Here is a 14,897-nt window from a genome sequence, read left to right on the forward strand (position 1 = left end):
GCCCCGCAGGGCTCAAACCAGCACACGCTCGATGCCGCCTGCGTTGGCCTTGGCCACGTAGTCCGGCATCCAGTCCTTGCCAAGGATCTGGTTGGCCATCTCCACGACGATGTAGTCCGCTTCGAGCAAGCCGTTCTGCAGGTCGTTGCCGTAGCGGCTGAGGCCTTGCAGGCAGCTGGGGCAGCTGGTGAGGATCTTGAGGTTCTCGGCCGCCGCCACCTTGCCGCTGTCGCGCAACTCGGCCTCCATCTTGCGCAGCTCTTCTTCCTTGCGGAAGCGGATCTGCGTCGAGATGTCGGGCCGGGTCACGCCGAGCGTGCCGCTCTCGCCGCAGCAGCGCTCGTTCTTCACCACCTCGGGGCCCACGAGGGCCTTCACGGTCTTCATCGGCTCCTGCAGCTTCATCGGGCTGTGGCAGGGGTCGTGGTACAGGTAGGCCTGGCTGGAGTTGAGCGTGATGCCCTTCTCCAGCAAGTACTCGTGGATGTCGATGATGCGGCAGCCCGGGAAGATGTCCTCGAACTTGTAGCCCTGCAGCTGGTCGTAGCAGGTGCCGCAGCTCACCACCACGGTCTTGATGTCCAGGTAGTTGAGCGTGTTGGCCACGCGGTGGAAGAGCACCCGGTTGTCGGTGATCATCTTCTCGGCCTTGTCGAACTGGCCCGAGCCGCGCTGCGGATAGCCGCAGCACAGATAGCCCGGCGGCAAGACCGTCTGCACACCTGCATGCCAGAGCATGGCCTGGGTGGCCAGGCCCACCTGCGAGAACAAGCGCTCCGAGCCGCAGCCGGGGAAATAGAACACGGCCTCCGTCTCGGCCGTGGTGGCGGCCGGGTTGCGGATGATGGGCACGTAGTCCTTGTCCTCGATGTCCAAGAGCGCGCGCGCCGTCTTCTTCGGCAGGCCGCCCGGCAGCTTCTTGTTGATGAAGTGGATCACCTGCTCCTTGACGGGAGCCGGGCCCAGGGTCGCGCGCGGCGCGGCCGTCTGCTTCTTCGCGAAGGTCTTCAGCACGTCATGCGCCAGGCGCTGGGCCTTGAAGCCCACGCCCACCATGGCCGTGCGCGCCAGCTTGATGGTCTCGGGGTTGGTGGCGTTCAGCATGAACATGGCGGCGGCATTGCCGGGGCGCCAGCTCTTCTGGCCCATCTTGCGCAAGAGGTTGCGCATGTTCATGGTCACGTCGCCGAAGTCGATCTTGACCGGGCAGGGGTTCGCGCACTTGTGGCAGACCGTGCAGTGGTCGGCCACGTCCTCGAACTCTTCCCAATGCTTGATCGAGACGCCTCGGCGCGTCTGCTCCTCGTACAAAAAGGCCTCGACCAGCAGCGAGGTGGCGAGGATCTTGTTACGCGGCGAATAGAGCAGGTTGGCGCGCGGCACATGGGTGGCGCAGACCGGCTTGCACTTGCCGCAGCGCAGGCAGTCCTTGACCGAATCGCTGATCGCGCCGATGTCGCTCTGCTGCATGATCAGCGACTCGTGCCCCATCAGCCCGAAGCTCGGGGTGTAGGCATTGGTCAGGTCGGCAAAGGTGGTCAGCGAATCCGGGCCACCGAGGCGCAGCAGCTTGCCCTTGTTGAAGCGGCCTTCGGGGTCGATCTTGGCCTTGTAGCCCGCAAAGGGCGCCAGCTCCGCATCCGACAGGAACTCCAGCTTGGTGATGCCGATGCCGTGCTCGCCCGAGATCACGCCATCGAGGCTGCGCGCCAGGGTCATGATGCGGGCCACGGCCTCATGGGCCGTCTGCAGCATCTGGTAGTTGTCGGAGTTCACCGGGATGTTGGTGTGCACATTGCCGTCGCCGGCATGCATGTGCAGGGCCACCCAGACCCGGCCGCGCAGCACCTCCTTGTGGATGCGCTTGCACTCCTCGACGATGGCCGCGAAGGCACCGCCAGCAAAGATGCTCTGCAGCGGCTTGAGGATCTGCGTGCGCCAGGAGGCGCGCAGGCTCTTGTCCTGCAGCTGGTCGAAGAAGGAGCGGCCGCCGTCGGTCGGCACGGCGTCGAGCCCGTCCTTCCACTGCTGCCACAGCGCGCCGACCTCGGTCAGCAGCGCGAGCGCCTGCTGCACGCGGTCTTCCAGCAGCTCGGCACTCGGGATCTCGCTCGCGTCGTCGGTCTTGCCCAGCGGCAGGCGGCCCTGCGCGAAGAAGGCCTTCAGCGCATCGGCCAGGGCCAGCTTGTTGCGCAGCGAGAGCTCGATGTTGATGCGCTCGATGCCCAGCGTGTACTCGCCCATGCGCTCCAGCGGTATCACCACGTCCTCGTTCACCTTGAACGCGTTCGTGTGCTTGGAGATGGCGGCCGTGCGCTTGCGGTCCAGCCAGAACTTCTTGCGCGCATCGGCAGAGACGGCCACAAAGCCCTCGCCACTGCGGCCATTGGCCAGGCGCACGACCTCGGAGGTGGCGCGCGCGACCTGGTCTTCGTCGTCGCCGACGATGTCGCCGATCAAGACCATCTTGGGCAGGCCGCCGCGCTTGCTCTTGGTGGCGTAGCCCACGGCCTTCAGGTAGCGGTCATCGAGGTGTTCGAGGCCGGCGAGGATGGCGCCGCCCTCCTTCTTGGCCTCGGCGAACATGAAGTCCTTGATGTCCACGATGGACGGCACGCAGTCCTTGGGGTTGCCGAAGAACTCCAGGCAGACGGTGCGCACATGCTTGGGCATGCGGTGCACGATCCAGCGGCAGCTGGTGATCAGGCCGTCGCAGCCTTCCTTCTGGATGCCGGGCAGGCCGGCGAGGAACTTGTCGGTCACGTCCTTGCCGAGGCCCTCCTTGCGGAAGGTGCGGCCGGGAATGTCGAGGCGCTCGGTCCGTTCGAGCTTCTTGCCCGAGGCGTCGTAGTAGCGCAGCTCGAAGCTGGCCGTCTCCACGTCATGGATCTTGCCGAGATTGTGGTTGAGGCGCACCACCTCCAGCCACTTGGCCTCGGGCGTCACCATGCGCCAGCTGGCCAGGTTGTCCAGCGCCGTGCCCCACAGCACGGCCTTCTTGCCGCCGGCGTTCATCGCCACATTGCCGCCCACACAGGAGGCCTCGGCCGAGGTCGGGTCGACGGCGAACACGAAGCCATGCTGCTCGGCCAGATCGGACACGCGCTGCGTGACCACGCCGGCCTCGCTGAAGATGGTGGCCACCGGCTTGTCGAGGCCCGGCAGCTGCAGCATCTCGACGCCACGCAGGGCCTCGAGCTTCTCGGTGTTGATCACCGCGCTGTTCCAGACCAGGGGCACAGCACCGCCGGTATAGCCGGTGCCGCCGCCGCGCGGAATGATGGTCAGCCCGAGCTCGATGCAGCCGGCCACCAGGCCCGCCATCTCGGCCTCGGAATCGGGTGTCAGCACCACGAACGGGTACTCGACGCGCCAGTCGGTCGCATCGGTCACATGGGCCACGCGCGACAGGCCGTCGAACTTGATGTTGTCCTTGGCCGTGCGCTTGCCGAGCAGCTTGTTCGTGCGGCGGCGCAGCTCGGCCGTGCGCTCGAACAGCGCGGCAAACTCGGCCACGGCCTGGCGGGCGGCAGCCAGCAGCTCGCCCACGGCGGCGTCGCGCTTCGCGTCGCTCGCGTTGCGGCGCTTCTCCACCTCGTGCAGGCGGTGCTCCAGCGCCTCGATCAGCAGCTGGCGGCGCTTGGGGTTGTCGAGCAGGTCGTCCTGCAGATAGGGGTTGCGCTGCACCACCCAGATGTCGCCCAGCACCTCGTAGAGCATGCGGGCCGAGCGGCCGGTGCGGCGCTCCTCGCGCAGCTCATTCAGCGTGCCCCAGGCGGGCTCCCCAAGCAGGCGGATGACGATCTCGCGGTCGGAGAACGACGTGTAGTTGTAGGGAATCTCGCGCAGCCGCGGCGGTGCGGCATCCAGCGCTGCATCGTTGGCAGCGGCGGCAATCTCGGAGGGCATCAGCGGATGCGGAGCGTTCATGGCGGCCTGGTCGTTCCATCAAAAGGTCGCCGACCCTCGCACTGTTGGCAAGCCCGGCACCAGGGTTCGTGGAGCCGGCAGAGCGCCCGCTTGGCCGGTCCGATGCGCCGGTGCTGCAGGTCGCTGCCGGGCGTCTCGGGGATGCAAGAAGCCCAGCGGTCGTCGGGCCGTGATCCTACCGCAGTGCAGCATGGCCAGCGCCCGGGCGGGGCATTGATGCAATAGAGTGGCGCATCCACGCACGAGAGCCTTCCATGCAAGCCTGGCCCCTTCCCTTCTGGATCGCCCATCGCGGTGCCGGCAAGCTGGCCCCTGAGAACACGCTGGCCGCCTTCCGCATAGGCGCCGCGCACGGCTACCGCGCCTTCGAATGCGACGTGAAACTGAGCAGCGACGGCCAGCCTTTTCTGCTGCACGACGACAGGCTCAACCGCACGACCTCGGGCCGCGGCCCGGCCGGCGCCCTGAGCTGGCATGAACTGAGCCGGCTCGATGCCGGCGGCTGGCACAGCCGGGCCTTTGCCGGTGAACCCATCCCCAGCCTGCAAGCCGTGGCGGCCTTCTGCCGCCGCAATGGCTACGGCCTCAACCTGGAGCTCAAGCCCAACCCGGGCCAGGACGAGGAGACCGGCCGCGTTGTGGCCTTGGCCGTGCGCGAGCTCTGGGCCGGCGATGCGCGGCAACCGCTGCTCAGCTCCTTCAAGCCCGCCGCCGTGGCCGCCGCCCAGGCGGCTGCGCCAGAACTGCCACGCGGCCTGCTGCTCGACACCATGCGCGCCACCTGGGCCGACGAAGCCAAGGCCCTGCAGTGCAGCGCCGTCATCACCAACTACGCGCTGATGGACCGCGCCATGGTCCAGGCCATCCACGCCCTCGGCATGAAGGCCCTGGTCTACACGGTCAATGACGAGTCGGTCGCCCAATGGCTGATCGCCAATGGCCTGGACGGCATCATCACCGACCGGGTCGACAGCTTCAGCCCGGTTTGAGGGCCCGCTTGACGTAGACGCAGGTGTTGCGCGGCTCGCCGGCCACATCGACCGCCTGATCCTGCATCACCGATTCCAGCTGGAAACCGCAGCGCTCGGCCACGGCGCGGCTGCGTGCATTGCGCTCGTCACAGCGGATCTCCAGCCGCCGGGCACGCAGCTGCGTGAAGGCCATGGCGACCAGGCCGTTCACCGCCTCGCTCATCAGACCCTGGCCCTCGCTGCTCCGGCGCAGCCAGTAGCCGATCTCGAAGCGCCGAGCCGCCCAGTCGAAGCGGTGCAGCCCGGTCGCTCCCAGCAAGCGCCGGCGTTGGGGCTCGCGGCTATAGATCTGGAAGGGCAGGTCCTCGCGCAGGATGAAAGCCGCCCACTGGCGGCGCACCACGCCCTCGGTCTCATCGACCGAGGGCGCATGCTGCGCCCACGGCATCCAGGGCCTGAGCTGATCCAGGGTTTCGATGACCGCCTCGTTCAAGGCCGGCCCGACGCCCGCGCGCGGCGCCAGCAGCACAAGGCGTTCGGTCTCGATCTTCTCGGGCACTTCGATCAGCACAGGGTCGGTCATCGTCATTTGCTCGGCTGCAGTTCAGGCTCCTGCGCGCTGCCCAGCTTGGGCAACTCGCGCACGCCGCGGATGGTGGCATTGCGCCAGGCCAGCACGGCCAGCAGCAAGGCACCGAGGCCCGAGAACAGCAGGGCTGCGCGCAGGTCCACATGCTCGCCCAGCCAGCCGCCGATCAAGGCGCCGGGGCCGGCGGGGATGAGGATCAGCCAGCGCATGGTGCTGGTCATGCGCCCCAGCAAAGGCGCGGGCGTGACGGCCTGCCGCAGCGACAGGAAGTTGATGAAGATCAGCACCGCGCCGATGCCGAAGGCGAACAGCATGAAGGCAAAGACCGCCACGCCCAGTGCATTGACCGGCGCCAGAGCCAGAGCCAGCCAGCCGACGCCGCAGACCGCGAAGCCCAGCACCAGGCTGGGCCCCGGGCCGATGCGGTGCGAGAGCCGGTGGCCGAACACGCTGGCCAGCACCGTGCCGGCACCCAAGCCCACGTAGGACAGGCCGACCTGCTGCGCCGTCAACCCGAGCACGCGGGTGGCGAAGAGGATCTGCACCACCTGGGCGCCGTTGTGGAACATCTGCCAGCCGCCCACCGCGCAGGCCAGGCTGACCAGCAGGCGCTGGCGGCGCACGAAGCTCACGCCCGCCTTCAGGTCACGCCAAAAGTCGGCGCCGCTGCCCTTGGCCGCGACATGCTCCTCGACCTTGATGCCGCGCAGTATCAGGGCCGAGACAAGCACCAGGATGGCATCGACGGCCAGGGCCATGGGAGCGCCCAGCAAGCGGATCAAGAGACCGGCCACACCTGGCCCCGCCACCTCGGCGCCCGAGGAAGCCAGCGCATTCTTCGCGTGGGCCTCCACCAGGCGTTCTCGCGGCACGACCTGGGTCAGCACGATCTGCGCGGCACTGCCGGCCACCGTGTAGACGCAGCCCAGCACGAAGCCGACCGCGTACAGCCAGCCCATGCTCAACCAGCCCATCCAGGCGGCCAGCGGCACGGTGGCAACAGTCACGGCCAGCAGGGTCTCGCCGGCCACATAGACCGGCAGCTTGCGCACGCGGTCCAGCCACACGCCGCCAGGCAGAGAGAACAGCACGAAGGGCACGATCTCCATCGAGGTCAAAAGGCCCATCTGCGTGGGTGAGGCCTCCAGCAGCACGGCCGCCGTCAGCGGCAGCGCGAGCATGGTGATCTGCCCGCCCAGCGAGCTGATCAGGATGGAACTCCACAGGCGGCGGTAGACGCGGTCGCGCAGCAGATCGGTGGGCGGCAGGGTCAGCGCCCGTTTCAAACGCGCATACCAGGGCAGAAGCCAGCTCAGCATGATGATTCACTCCAGGATACGGCCGGCACCGACCCTCATGAGGTCGCACACAGGGCCGCAGCCGAAAACAGTAACAGGAAAGAAGCGGGGGAAGCGAAAAGACCGTGGACGCCGGCTCAATGCGGCGCGGACGGCCGACCATGAGGCGTGATGCAAGGCCCGGACGAGCGCAGGCCGGCGGCAGCGGGTGCCGGGCATCGGTTGCGGTCGAGCAGCTTGGTCATGGTCTTGAGGTGCGAGAAGCCTGGCGATGCTAGCAGCGACAGCGCCGGCATGACGAAAGACATTCGATCAAGTTTCAGGTGTCAGGTGACGGGCAGCGCATCCCGCGAGGGCCGACGCTGCATGCCGAAGTAACGGCACTCGCGCACAAAGCCCAGCGACTCATAGATGCTGATCGCCACCTCGGCCGGGTCGGCACACATCACCAGCATCTGCAATCCCTGTTGCTCGAAGCCAAAGCGGCAGGCCGCCTCGACCATGGCCGTGCACAGGCCGCGGCGGCGCCAGGCCGGATGCGTGGTCACATGCTGGAAGCGGCCGAGCTGGCCGTCGCGGCCATCGCGGAACAGGCCACAGTCCGCCACCAACTCATGGCCTCGCCACACGCCCAGCCAATGGCCGAGGCCGGCGGCCTCCATGGCCGCATAGCGCTGCAGCTGGCGGAAGCGGTGCTCGCGGTAGCCCATGCGCTCATAGCCCATGGCATCGGCCTCGTTGGCCGTGCATTGCAGGTTCAGCGCTGCCTCGAGCTGAGCCGGGTCCTGCAGGTCCAGCGGCGCGAAATGAAAACCCATGGGCAAGTCGCGCGCGCCCGGCCGCAGTTGCCCCGGCTCCAGCTTCAAGGCCACGCTCTCGAAGATCTCGAAACCGGCGCGCTGCCAGCTGATCAGCGGCTCATGAGGCCGGCTCGCGTCGAAGCCAAGGGCCACGTGGCCCGACTCGCGCGTGTGGCAGCCCACCTCTTCGTCGAAGCGCTGCAGCCAGTGCGCGAGCCCGTCGTCGCGCGGCGGCACCGGCAGCAGCAGGAAGTTGCCCCAGTAGTACAGCGGATTGGCCGGCGTGCGCACGACGATGCAATCGCCGCGCTCCTCGATCACGCCTTCGAAGCGCGCAAAGATCAGGTCGGTGCGCCAGCCGAGGGACAGTCGTTCCAGCAAGCCCATGCTCAGAACCCCACCGCCGCACCATCGCGGCGCGGATCGCTGGCCGCGACGTAGCCATCGACCGCCGGGTCCTCACCCAGCCGCCAGATGAACTGGCCCGCGCCCAGGTCCAGCGCGGGATCGTGGCTGTTGCCGATTTGGTGGCCGAGCGCACGCAGGCCTTCCACGGTGCTGGCAGGCATCTGCGGCTCCACGTCGATGGACAGGCCCTGGTTGAAGCGCCAGCGCGGCGCATCGCAGGCGGCTTGCGGATGCTGGCTGTAGTCCAGCATGCGGACCAAGGTCTGCAGATGACCCTGCGGCTGCATGTGGCCGCCCATCACGCCGAAGCTCATGCGCGCCCGACCCTCCTGCATCAGCATCGCCGGGATGATGGTGTGGAAAGGCTTCTTGCCCGGTGCCACGCAGTTCGGGTGCTCGCGCTCCAGCGAGAAGCCATGGCCCCGGTTCTGCAAGGACAGGCCATAGCCCGGCACCACGAGCCCCGAGCCGAAGCCCATGTAGTTGCTCTGGATGAAGCTGACCATCATGCCGCTCTCGTCGGCAGCGCTCAGGTAGATGGTGCCGCCACGCACCGGGTTGCCGTGGCCAAAATCCTGGGCGCGGTCCGGAGCTATCAGGCGCGCCCGCTCGGCCAGGTAGTCAGGATTCAGCAAGTCGGCCGCCGTCAGCGCCATCGCGCGCGGGTCGGCCACGAAGCGGTAGGTGTCGGCAAACGCCAGCTTCATCGCCTCGATCTGCAGGTGCTGGGCCGCCACGCTGTCGACCGCATGGGCGCGCAGCTCGTGGTGCTGCAAAAGGCCCAGCGCGATCAGCGCGGCGATGCCCTGGCCACTGGGCGGCAGCTCGTGCAGCTCGCAACCGGCATGGCGCTGGGAAATGGTCTCCACCCATTGCGGCGCATAGGCCGCGAAATCGGCGGCCGTGATCGCACCGCCGGTCTGTCGGGCGAAGGTCTCGACAGCCGCCGCCACCTCGCCTCGATAGAAAGCCTCGCCACGGCTCTGCGCGATCAGGCGCAGCGTGCGCGCCGCACCGGGCAGCGCAAACAGCTCGCCGACCTGCGGCGCCCGGCCGCGCGGCAAGAAGGCTTCGGCAAAACCGGGCTGGCCTGCGAGATCCCTGATCTGCGCCGCCAGCGCCCATTTGCGTTGCACGACCACGGGCACGGCGTAGCCGCGTTCGGCGATGTCGATGGCTGGCTCCAGCAGATCGGCGAAGGACAGCTTGCCGTAACGCTCGCTCAAGGCCACCCAGCCGCCCACGGCGCCCGGCACCGTGACACTGCCCCAGCCGCGCTTGGGCGGCGCACCGGCTGCATCCTTGAAGAACTCGCACGACCAGGCGGCCGGCGCAGCGCCAGCAGCATCGAGGCCTTGCAGGCGTTCGCCGTCCCACACGATGGCGAAGGCATCGGAACCGAGGCCATTGCTGCAAGGCTCCAGCACCGTCATGCAAGCGGCAGCAGCCACGGCCGCATCAACGGCATTGCCGCCGCGCGCCAGCATGCGCAGGCCGGCCTGGGCCGCGAGCGGGTGCGAGGTCGAGACCACATTGCGAGCGAACAGCGGCGCGCGCTGGCTGGCATAGCCGGCCGACCAGTCGAAGTCTCCGATCCGCTTGCCCTGCTGCGTCATCACCTGCTGCTCCTGTTGGCTCTATTCATGTGGCCGCGATTCTGCGCCCGCTTCAGCAGGCGGTGTAACGCATTGCAACGCCGACCGCATGGGGTCAACTCCTGCCCCAGAGGCCTCGTTGTGCACGTACCTTTTCACAACCGACGGAGAAATCCTGATGAATGCTCTCAAGACCGCACTGATCCCCGCCCTGCTGGCTTTCACCGGTCACCTGGCGCTGGCACAAACGGCTAACCCCGCAACTGCGAGCACCCCGGCGGCAAAGCCTGCAACAACCGCCGCAACCCCGAGCACCATCGCCCCCGCCGCAACGACGGCTACTACGCCGGCAGTCACTCCGGCCGCCACCCCGGCTGTCAAGGCCACGCCCGCTGCCACGCCTGCCGTGACCACGGCTGCCGCGCCGGCCACGCCCGCCACACCGGCAGCCACGGCCGAACCGGCGGCCAAGCACGCCAAGGCCCACAAGCACGCGGCGAAGACCGAGGCCAAGACTGAAGTGAAAGCCGAGGTGAAGTCTGAGACGAAGGCCGACGTGAAAGCCGAGGTGAAGGCCGAAGCCAAGCCCGCCGCCAAAGCCCCGGCCGACACCAAGCCGGCCATGACCACGGCTGCAGCCCCGCAGACCAAGTAAGCAAGCTTTCTTGATTTCCCTGGGGCGGCGGGCGTAACGGTCCAGCGTCAGCCGCCCCTCAGGAATCCAGAATCTAGGACAACTCCGCGATGCCGCAAGGCTCGCGGAGCTTCTCTTTTTGGGGTGCGGAGCGGCTGCATCTCGCGCCGCGCCGGCAACGCTTGGCGCTGCGCCGCCCTCATCCGTCGCAAGCGCGTGGCGGCCCTGCGACGCGATCCCGAGACTGGCTGCATCGACAACCACCTCGGAGATCCAACGTGCAAGCTCGCCTCCCCGTCCTGCTGCTCTCTCTCAGCTTCCTGCTGGGCAGCGCAGCAGCCGCCACCGACGCTCAAATCAATGCAGCCTTCCAGCAGTTTCAGATCGCCCAGCGCGACGATGCCGGCGTCGAGGCTGCGGTAGAGCAGTTCAGCAAGCTGCTGGCTGCCGAGCCGGGCAACCCGCTCTTGATGGCCTACACCGGCGCGGCCACGGCGCTGCGCGCCCGCGCCGCCCTGCTGCCCTGGAAAAAGATGAGCCATGCCGAGGACGGCCTGGCCCAGATCGACAAGGCACTGCAGTTGTTGCAGCCCTCGCATGACCAGGCCCTGCATCGCGGCACGCCGCTGTCGCTGGAGACCCGCTTTGTCGCGGCCAACACCTTCCTGGCCCTGCCCCCGATGTTCAACCGCAGCCCACGCGGCACCAAGCTGCTGGCCGAGATCCAGGCCAGCCCGCTGTTCGCGCAATCGCCGGCCGGTTTCAAGGAGGCGGTGCGCGCACGCGCCGCCAAGCAGGCCAAGGACGGCCAGTGATGAACCCGGTGATCGAATTGCGCCAGGTGCGCAAGACCTACCGCCTGGGTATTCATCGCGTGCCGGCGCTGCGCGGCGTGGACCTGAGTGTGCAAGGCGGTGAATTGCTTGCGCTGACCGGCCCCTCGGGGAGCGGCAAGAGCACCATCCTGAATCTCTGCGGCCTGATCGACGGGCCGGATGAGGGTCAGGTCTTGCTCGGCGGCGACCCGGTCAACCTGCGCAGGGACCGCGAGGCCACGCTGCTGCGGCGTGATGCCATCGGCTTCGTGTTCCAGGGCTTCAACCTGGTGCCGGTGATGACAGCGGCCGAGAACGTCGACTACCCGCTGTTCCTGGCTGGCTTGGACGCCAAGGAGCGCAAAGCCCGCGTGGCGACGGCACTCGAATCGGTGGGGCTCAGCGAACATGCGCAGCACAAGCCCGATGCACTGTCCGGCGGCCAACGGCAGCGGGTGGCGATTGCCCGCGCCCTCGTCAAGCGGCCGCGCCTGGTGATTGCCGACGAACCCACGGCCAGCCTCGACTCCGAAACCGCCGAGCAGGTGCTGGCGCTGATGCGCGACCTGAGCCGCAGCCAGGGTGCGGCCTTCCTGATCGCCACGCACGACGAACGCCTGACTCGCCGCTGCGACCGCATCGTGGCCCTGCACGACGGCCGTATCGAGGAGAAGCTGCAATGAAGGCTGCGATCAAGGCTGCAACGAAATGGCTGCACTTCGCCTGGCTCAACACGCGCCGCAATGGCCGCCGTTCGGCCGTGACGCTGGCCATCGCCGCACTCGGCACCGCCGCGCTGCTGCTGGCCGGGGGCTTTGCGATCTTCACCTACCAGAGCCTCGCACAGTCTTCGGCCCGCTCGACCGGGCACCTGGTCATCGCCACCGCCGAGCAGTTCACGAAGGATGAGGACCAGCCGCTGCAGCATGGCCTGGAAGCCTGGGAGGATCTGCGCCAGCGCCTGCGGCTGGATGCCGACGTGCGCCAGGTCTTGCCGCGCGTCGAGTTCACCGGCCTGATATCGAATGGCGACAAGTCCACCGTGATGATGGCGGCCGGCATCGACCCCGATGCGGAGTTCGCGATCAAGGGGCCTTTCCTCTCGATCAAGCAAGGCGCCGTGCTGAGCGGCGACCAGCGCATGGCCGTGATGCTGGGCGAGGGCTTGGCCAAGAGCCTCAAGGCCAAACCAGGCGACAGCCTGACCCTGCTGGCCAGCACCACGGCTGGCGCGATGAACGCCATCGACGTGCAGGTGCAGGGCGTGTTCTCGACGGGCATTGCCGAGATGGACAAGCGCTCGCTCTACATCGACGTGAAGAGCGCCCAGGCCTTGCTGGACACCACGCGGGTCTCGTCGCTGGGTGTGTTCCTGAAGGACATGGAGGCGACCGATGGCGCCCAGGCACGCATCCGCACGCTGGCGCCCACGTTGACGGTGCGTACCTGGCTCGATCAGGCGATGTTCTACCACAGTGTCAAGCAGCTCTACGACCGCATCTTTGGCGCGCTGGGCCTGATCATCGCGGTGATCGTGATCTTCGTGGTCGGCAACGCGATGGCCATGGCCATCATCGAACGCACCCGCGAGATCGGCACCTTGCGCGCGCTGGGCACGCTACCAGGCCAGCTGCAGCGCACGCTGGCGCTGGAGGGCATGTTGCTCGGCGGCGGTGGCGCCCTGCTGGGGGCGGCGCTGTCGCTGGGTCTCAGCCTGCTGCTGATGGTGATGCCGGTGAACATGCCGCCGCCGCCCGGCTATTCCAAAGGCTACCCGCTGAACATCGCCATCGATGGCCCGCTCTATGCGATCACGCTCGGCGCCATGTTGCTGCTGGCCCTGCTGGCCTCGGCCTGGGTCGCACGCAAGACGGTGCGCCTGCCCATCGTCACGGCCCTGGCCCATACCTGAGGACTTCCCCATGAAAACACTTCTGATGGCCCTCGCCTTGATCGCGCCACTGGCCCAGGCTGCCACGCCCGACGTGGCCACGATGCTGAAGAACGCCGATGCCTTCCGGGGCGGCGGCCAGCAGCAGATCGACACCCGGGTCGAGGTCAGCAAGCCCGATGGCAGCCTGGACAAGGAACGCCGCTACACCGTGATCACCGGGCCCGAGCGCCGCTCCCTCGTCCTCATGCAAAGCCCGGCCGAGAAGGGCCAGAAGGTGCTGATGCTGGGGGACGACTTCTGGCTCGTGATGCCCGGCAGCCAGCGGCCCATGCGCATCACGCCGACGCAAAAGCTGCTGGGTGACGCCTCGACCGGCGACGTGGCCACGCAGTCCTGGAGCGACGACTACGAAGGCGAGCTGGTCGGCGAGGAGCGCTGCGAGGCCGCGGCCTGCTGGCACCTGCGGCTCAAGGCCAAGCGGCGTGGCGTCAGCTACCAGCGCATCGAGCTGTGGCTGGGCAAGACCCGGCACGAGCCACTGACGGCCGAGCTCTATGTGCAGTCCGAGAAGCTCGCCAAGACTGCGCGCTTCGTGCTGGAGCGCAACCAGGTCACCGAGATGGTGCTGCAGGACTCGCTCGGCAGCCGCAAGCTGACCCGTTTGCATTACCTGGCGCGCAAGGACCGCCAGGTACCGGAGGGCTGGTTCAACCCGATGTTCCTGGCGCGCAGCCCGGTGCTCGAATGAGGCGATACGTCGCACTCCTTGCCCTCTCGCTGAGTGCTGCTGCAGCGCAGGCCGACGTTTCAGGCCAGTTGCGACCGCAATGGCAGCAGCGCGATGCGAACAGCGGCGGCCTGCTGGCGGCGGCTCAGGCCCTGCTCCCCGGCATCGCGCCGCCGCCGCGATCTGCCGCCGTCATCGAGGCCGAGTTGCGGGCTCAGCAAGGGCCGCTGACCGGCGCGCTCTATCTGCAGCACAACCGGCCCAAAGGCGGCCCCGCCAGCAGCCGGGCCAGCGTGCAGGAGCTCTACGCCTCCGGCGAATGGGCGGGCTGGCAGTTCAGCGCCGGCCGCAAGCTGGTGGCCTGGGACGTGGGCTTTGCCTTTCGCCCCAACGACGTGGTGGCCCAGGAAGAACGCCACACCTTGCTCTCGCCGATGAACCGGGGCCGGCCGCTGGTGCAGGCCGAGTACTTCACGGCAGAAACAGCCTGGAGCCTGGTCTGGGTCAACCCCCAGGCCGGGCGCGAGGCTCGCTCGGGCGATGAGCAGGCCTTGGCCTTGCGTGTCTACCAGCGCCAGGGAGCGGTCGATCTGCACGGGTTCGCGCGGCTGGGCGAGCGCACCGGCGCCAGCGTCGGGATGGCGGTGTCGTCGGTGTTCGGCGACAGCACCGAGCTGCACGGCTCGCTGCGGGCGCTACAGCACAGCGATGTGTGGCGCATGCGGCCCATCACCGGCCTGCTCGCCACGAGCAGCCCCTGGCAGTTGCAGCGCGATGGGGCGGCCACCCAGGCCCTGATCGGCGGCAGCTGGACTGGCGAGAACAAGCTGAGCCTGATGCTGGAAGCCTGGTGGGACGGCCGTGCGCCGAGCAGCGCGCAATGGAACGACTGGCAGGCTCGCAATGCCGCGCTGCTCTCGCTGGCGGGCCGAGCGCCAGCGGCTGCGGTGGCCGGCAACCTGGCCTGGCAGGCCTCGGGCTTTGGCAACGCCAGCCTCAGGCGGCGCAACGCCTTCGCCCGCCTCGCGTGGACGCACGAGGCCTGGCAACCCTCGGTCGATGTGCTGTGGACGCCCGGCGATGGCGGCCGCATCACCAGCGCCGCACTGGGTTGGAACGGCGACCGCTGGCACCTCGATGCCGGCCTGCGCCACTACGGCGGCAGCCCCGGCAGCGTGATCGCGCAGTTGCCGACGCGGCGCCTGGCTTACCTGGCAGCCACCGGCTCGTTCTGAG

12 protein-coding genes are annotated in these 14,897 nt (G+C 68.1%); 7 read left to right on the plus strand and 5 right to left on the minus strand.

Features of this window, described 5'->3' with window-relative positions; all coding sequences use genetic code 11:
• Nucleotides 1-12: 12 nt before the first annotated feature.
• Nucleotides 13-3,930, minus strand: coding sequence for an FAD/FMN-binding oxidoreductase (locus J7U46_RS05270; RefSeq protein ID WP_282823770.1), 3,918 nt, complete (start codon nucleotides 3,928-3,930; stop codon nucleotides 13-15).
• Nucleotides 3,931-4,184: 254 nt separating this feature from the next.
• Here J7U46_RS05270 and ugpQ point away from each other — a divergent pair, with 254 nt between their 5' ends.
• Complete coding sequence (gene ugpQ / locus J7U46_RS05275; protein WP_282823771.1) at nucleotides 4,185-4,919, plus strand: glycerophosphodiester phosphodiesterase; 735 nt, start codon at nucleotides 4,185-4,187, stop codon at nucleotides 4,917-4,919.
• Here the strand turns inward: ugpQ and J7U46_RS05280 are convergent.
• The 4 genes from J7U46_RS05280 to J7U46_RS05295 form a co-directional block, all read right to left on the minus strand.
• The gene (locus tag J7U46_RS05280; RefSeq protein ID WP_282823772.1) at nucleotides 4,906-5,484 is read right to left on the minus strand and encodes a GNAT family N-acetyltransferase; all 579 of its coding nucleotides are present in this window, start codon (nucleotides 5,482-5,484) and stop codon (nucleotides 4,906-4,908) included. The two genes, ugpQ and J7U46_RS05280, sit on opposite strands and share 14 nt — an antisense overlap.
• 2 nt (nucleotides 5,485-5,486) lie before the next feature.
• Entirely contained in the window at nucleotides 5,487-6,809 is a 1,323-nt protein-coding gene (locus tag J7U46_RS05285) for an MFS transporter (RefSeq protein ID WP_282823773.1), read from the minus strand.
• Nucleotides 6,810-7,114: 305 nt separating this feature from the next.
• Nucleotides 7,115-7,975 (minus strand): GNAT family N-acetyltransferase, encoded by an 861-nt coding sequence (locus tag J7U46_RS05290; RefSeq protein WP_282823774.1) that lies wholly within the window; start codon nucleotides 7,973-7,975, stop codon nucleotides 7,115-7,117.
• A 2-nt stretch (nucleotides 7,976-7,977) separates the two neighbouring features.
• Nucleotides 7,978-9,612, minus strand: coding sequence for a gamma-glutamyltransferase family protein (locus tag J7U46_RS05295; protein ID WP_282823775.1), 1,635 nt, complete (start codon nucleotides 9,610-9,612; stop codon nucleotides 7,978-7,980).
• A gap of 157 nt (nucleotides 9,613-9,769) precedes the next feature.
• Between J7U46_RS05295 and J7U46_RS05300 the strand changes: the two genes are divergently transcribed.
• The 6 genes from J7U46_RS05300 (at nucleotide 9,770) to J7U46_RS05325 (ending at nucleotide 14,896) form a co-directional block, all read left to right on the plus strand.
• Nucleotides 9,770-10,246, plus strand: coding sequence for a hypothetical protein (locus tag J7U46_RS05300; protein ID WP_282823776.1), 477 nt, complete (start codon nucleotides 9,770-9,772; stop codon nucleotides 10,244-10,246).
• Nucleotides 10,247-10,503: 257 nt separating this feature from the next.
• Nucleotides 10,504-11,040, plus strand: coding sequence for a hypothetical protein (locus J7U46_RS05305; protein WP_282823777.1), 537 nt, complete (start codon nucleotides 10,504-10,506; stop codon nucleotides 11,038-11,040).
• Nucleotides 11,040-11,723: an ABC transporter ATP-binding protein gene (locus J7U46_RS05310; protein WP_282823778.1), complete on the plus strand. Its 684-nt coding sequence runs from the start codon at nucleotides 11,040-11,042 to the stop codon at nucleotides 11,721-11,723. The genes J7U46_RS05305 and J7U46_RS05310 overlap by 1 nt, the downstream gene beginning before the upstream one ends.
• Nucleotides 11,720-12,952 carry an FtsX-like permease family protein gene (locus J7U46_RS05315; RefSeq protein ID WP_282823779.1) on the plus strand — a complete coding sequence of 411 codons (1,233 nt, stop codon included), beginning with the start codon at nucleotides 11,720-11,722 and terminating at the stop codon, nucleotides 12,950-12,952. The genes J7U46_RS05310 and J7U46_RS05315 overlap by 4 nt, the downstream gene beginning before the upstream one ends.
• Nucleotides 12,953-12,962: 10 nt before the next feature.
• Nucleotides 12,963-13,682: an outer membrane lipoprotein-sorting protein gene (locus tag J7U46_RS05320; protein ID WP_282823780.1), complete on the plus strand. Its 720-nt coding sequence runs from the start codon at nucleotides 12,963-12,965 to the stop codon at nucleotides 13,680-13,682.
• Nucleotides 13,679-14,896, plus strand: a complete 1,218-nt coding sequence (locus J7U46_RS05325) for a hypothetical protein (protein ID WP_282823781.1) — start codon at nucleotides 13,679-13,681, stop codon at nucleotides 14,894-14,896. Before J7U46_RS05320 ends, J7U46_RS05325 begins: the two co-directional genes overlap by 4 nt.
• The last annotated feature ends 1 nt before the right edge of the window (nucleotide 14,897 follow it).

It is taken from the genome of Pelomonas sp. V22 (assembly GCF_030014915.1).
Lineage (GTDB): Bacteria > Pseudomonadota > Gammaproteobacteria > Burkholderiales > Burkholderiaceae_C > JAUASW01.

What these genes read in the sequence shown, in the direction of transcription:
- J7U46_RS05270 (WP_282823770.1), bottom strand. Translation starts at nt 3,930, where the DNA reads ATGAACGCTCCGCATCCGCTGATGCCCTCCGAGATTGCCGCCGCTGCC.
- ugpQ (WP_282823771.1), top strand. Translation starts at nt 4,185, where the DNA reads ATGCAAGCCTGGCCCCTTCCCTTCTGGATCGCCCATCGCGGTGCCGGC.
- J7U46_RS05280 (WP_282823772.1), bottom strand. Translation starts at nt 5,484, where the DNA reads ATGACCGACCCTGTGCTGATCGAAGTGCCCGAGAAGATCGAGACCGAA.
- J7U46_RS05285 (WP_282823773.1), bottom strand. Translation starts at nt 6,809, where the DNA reads ATGCTGAGCTGGCTTCTGCCCTGGTATGCGCGTTTGAAACGGGCGCTG.
- J7U46_RS05290 (WP_282823774.1), bottom strand. Translation starts at nt 7,975, where the DNA reads ATGGGCTTGCTGGAACGACTGTCCCTCGGCTGGCGCACCGACCTGATC.
- J7U46_RS05295 (WP_282823775.1), bottom strand. Translation starts at nt 9,612, where the DNA reads ATGACGCAGCAGGGCAAGCGGATCGGAGACTTCGACTGGTCGGCCGGC.
- J7U46_RS05300 (WP_282823776.1), top strand. Translation starts at nt 9,770, where the DNA reads ATGAATGCTCTCAAGACCGCACTGATCCCCGCCCTGCTGGCTTTCACC.
- J7U46_RS05310 (WP_282823778.1), top strand. Translation starts at nt 11,040, where the DNA reads ATGAACCCGGTGATCGAATTGCGCCAGGTGCGCAAGACCTACCGCCTG.
- J7U46_RS05315 (WP_282823779.1), top strand. Translation starts at nt 11,720, where the DNA reads ATGAAGGCTGCGATCAAGGCTGCAACGAAATGGCTGCACTTCGCCTGG.
- J7U46_RS05320 (WP_282823780.1), top strand. Translation starts at nt 12,963, where the DNA reads ATGAAAACACTTCTGATGGCCCTCGCCTTGATCGCGCCACTGGCCCAG.
- J7U46_RS05325 (WP_282823781.1), top strand. Translation starts at nt 13,679, where the DNA reads ATGAGGCGATACGTCGCACTCCTTGCCCTCTCGCTGAGTGCTGCTGCA.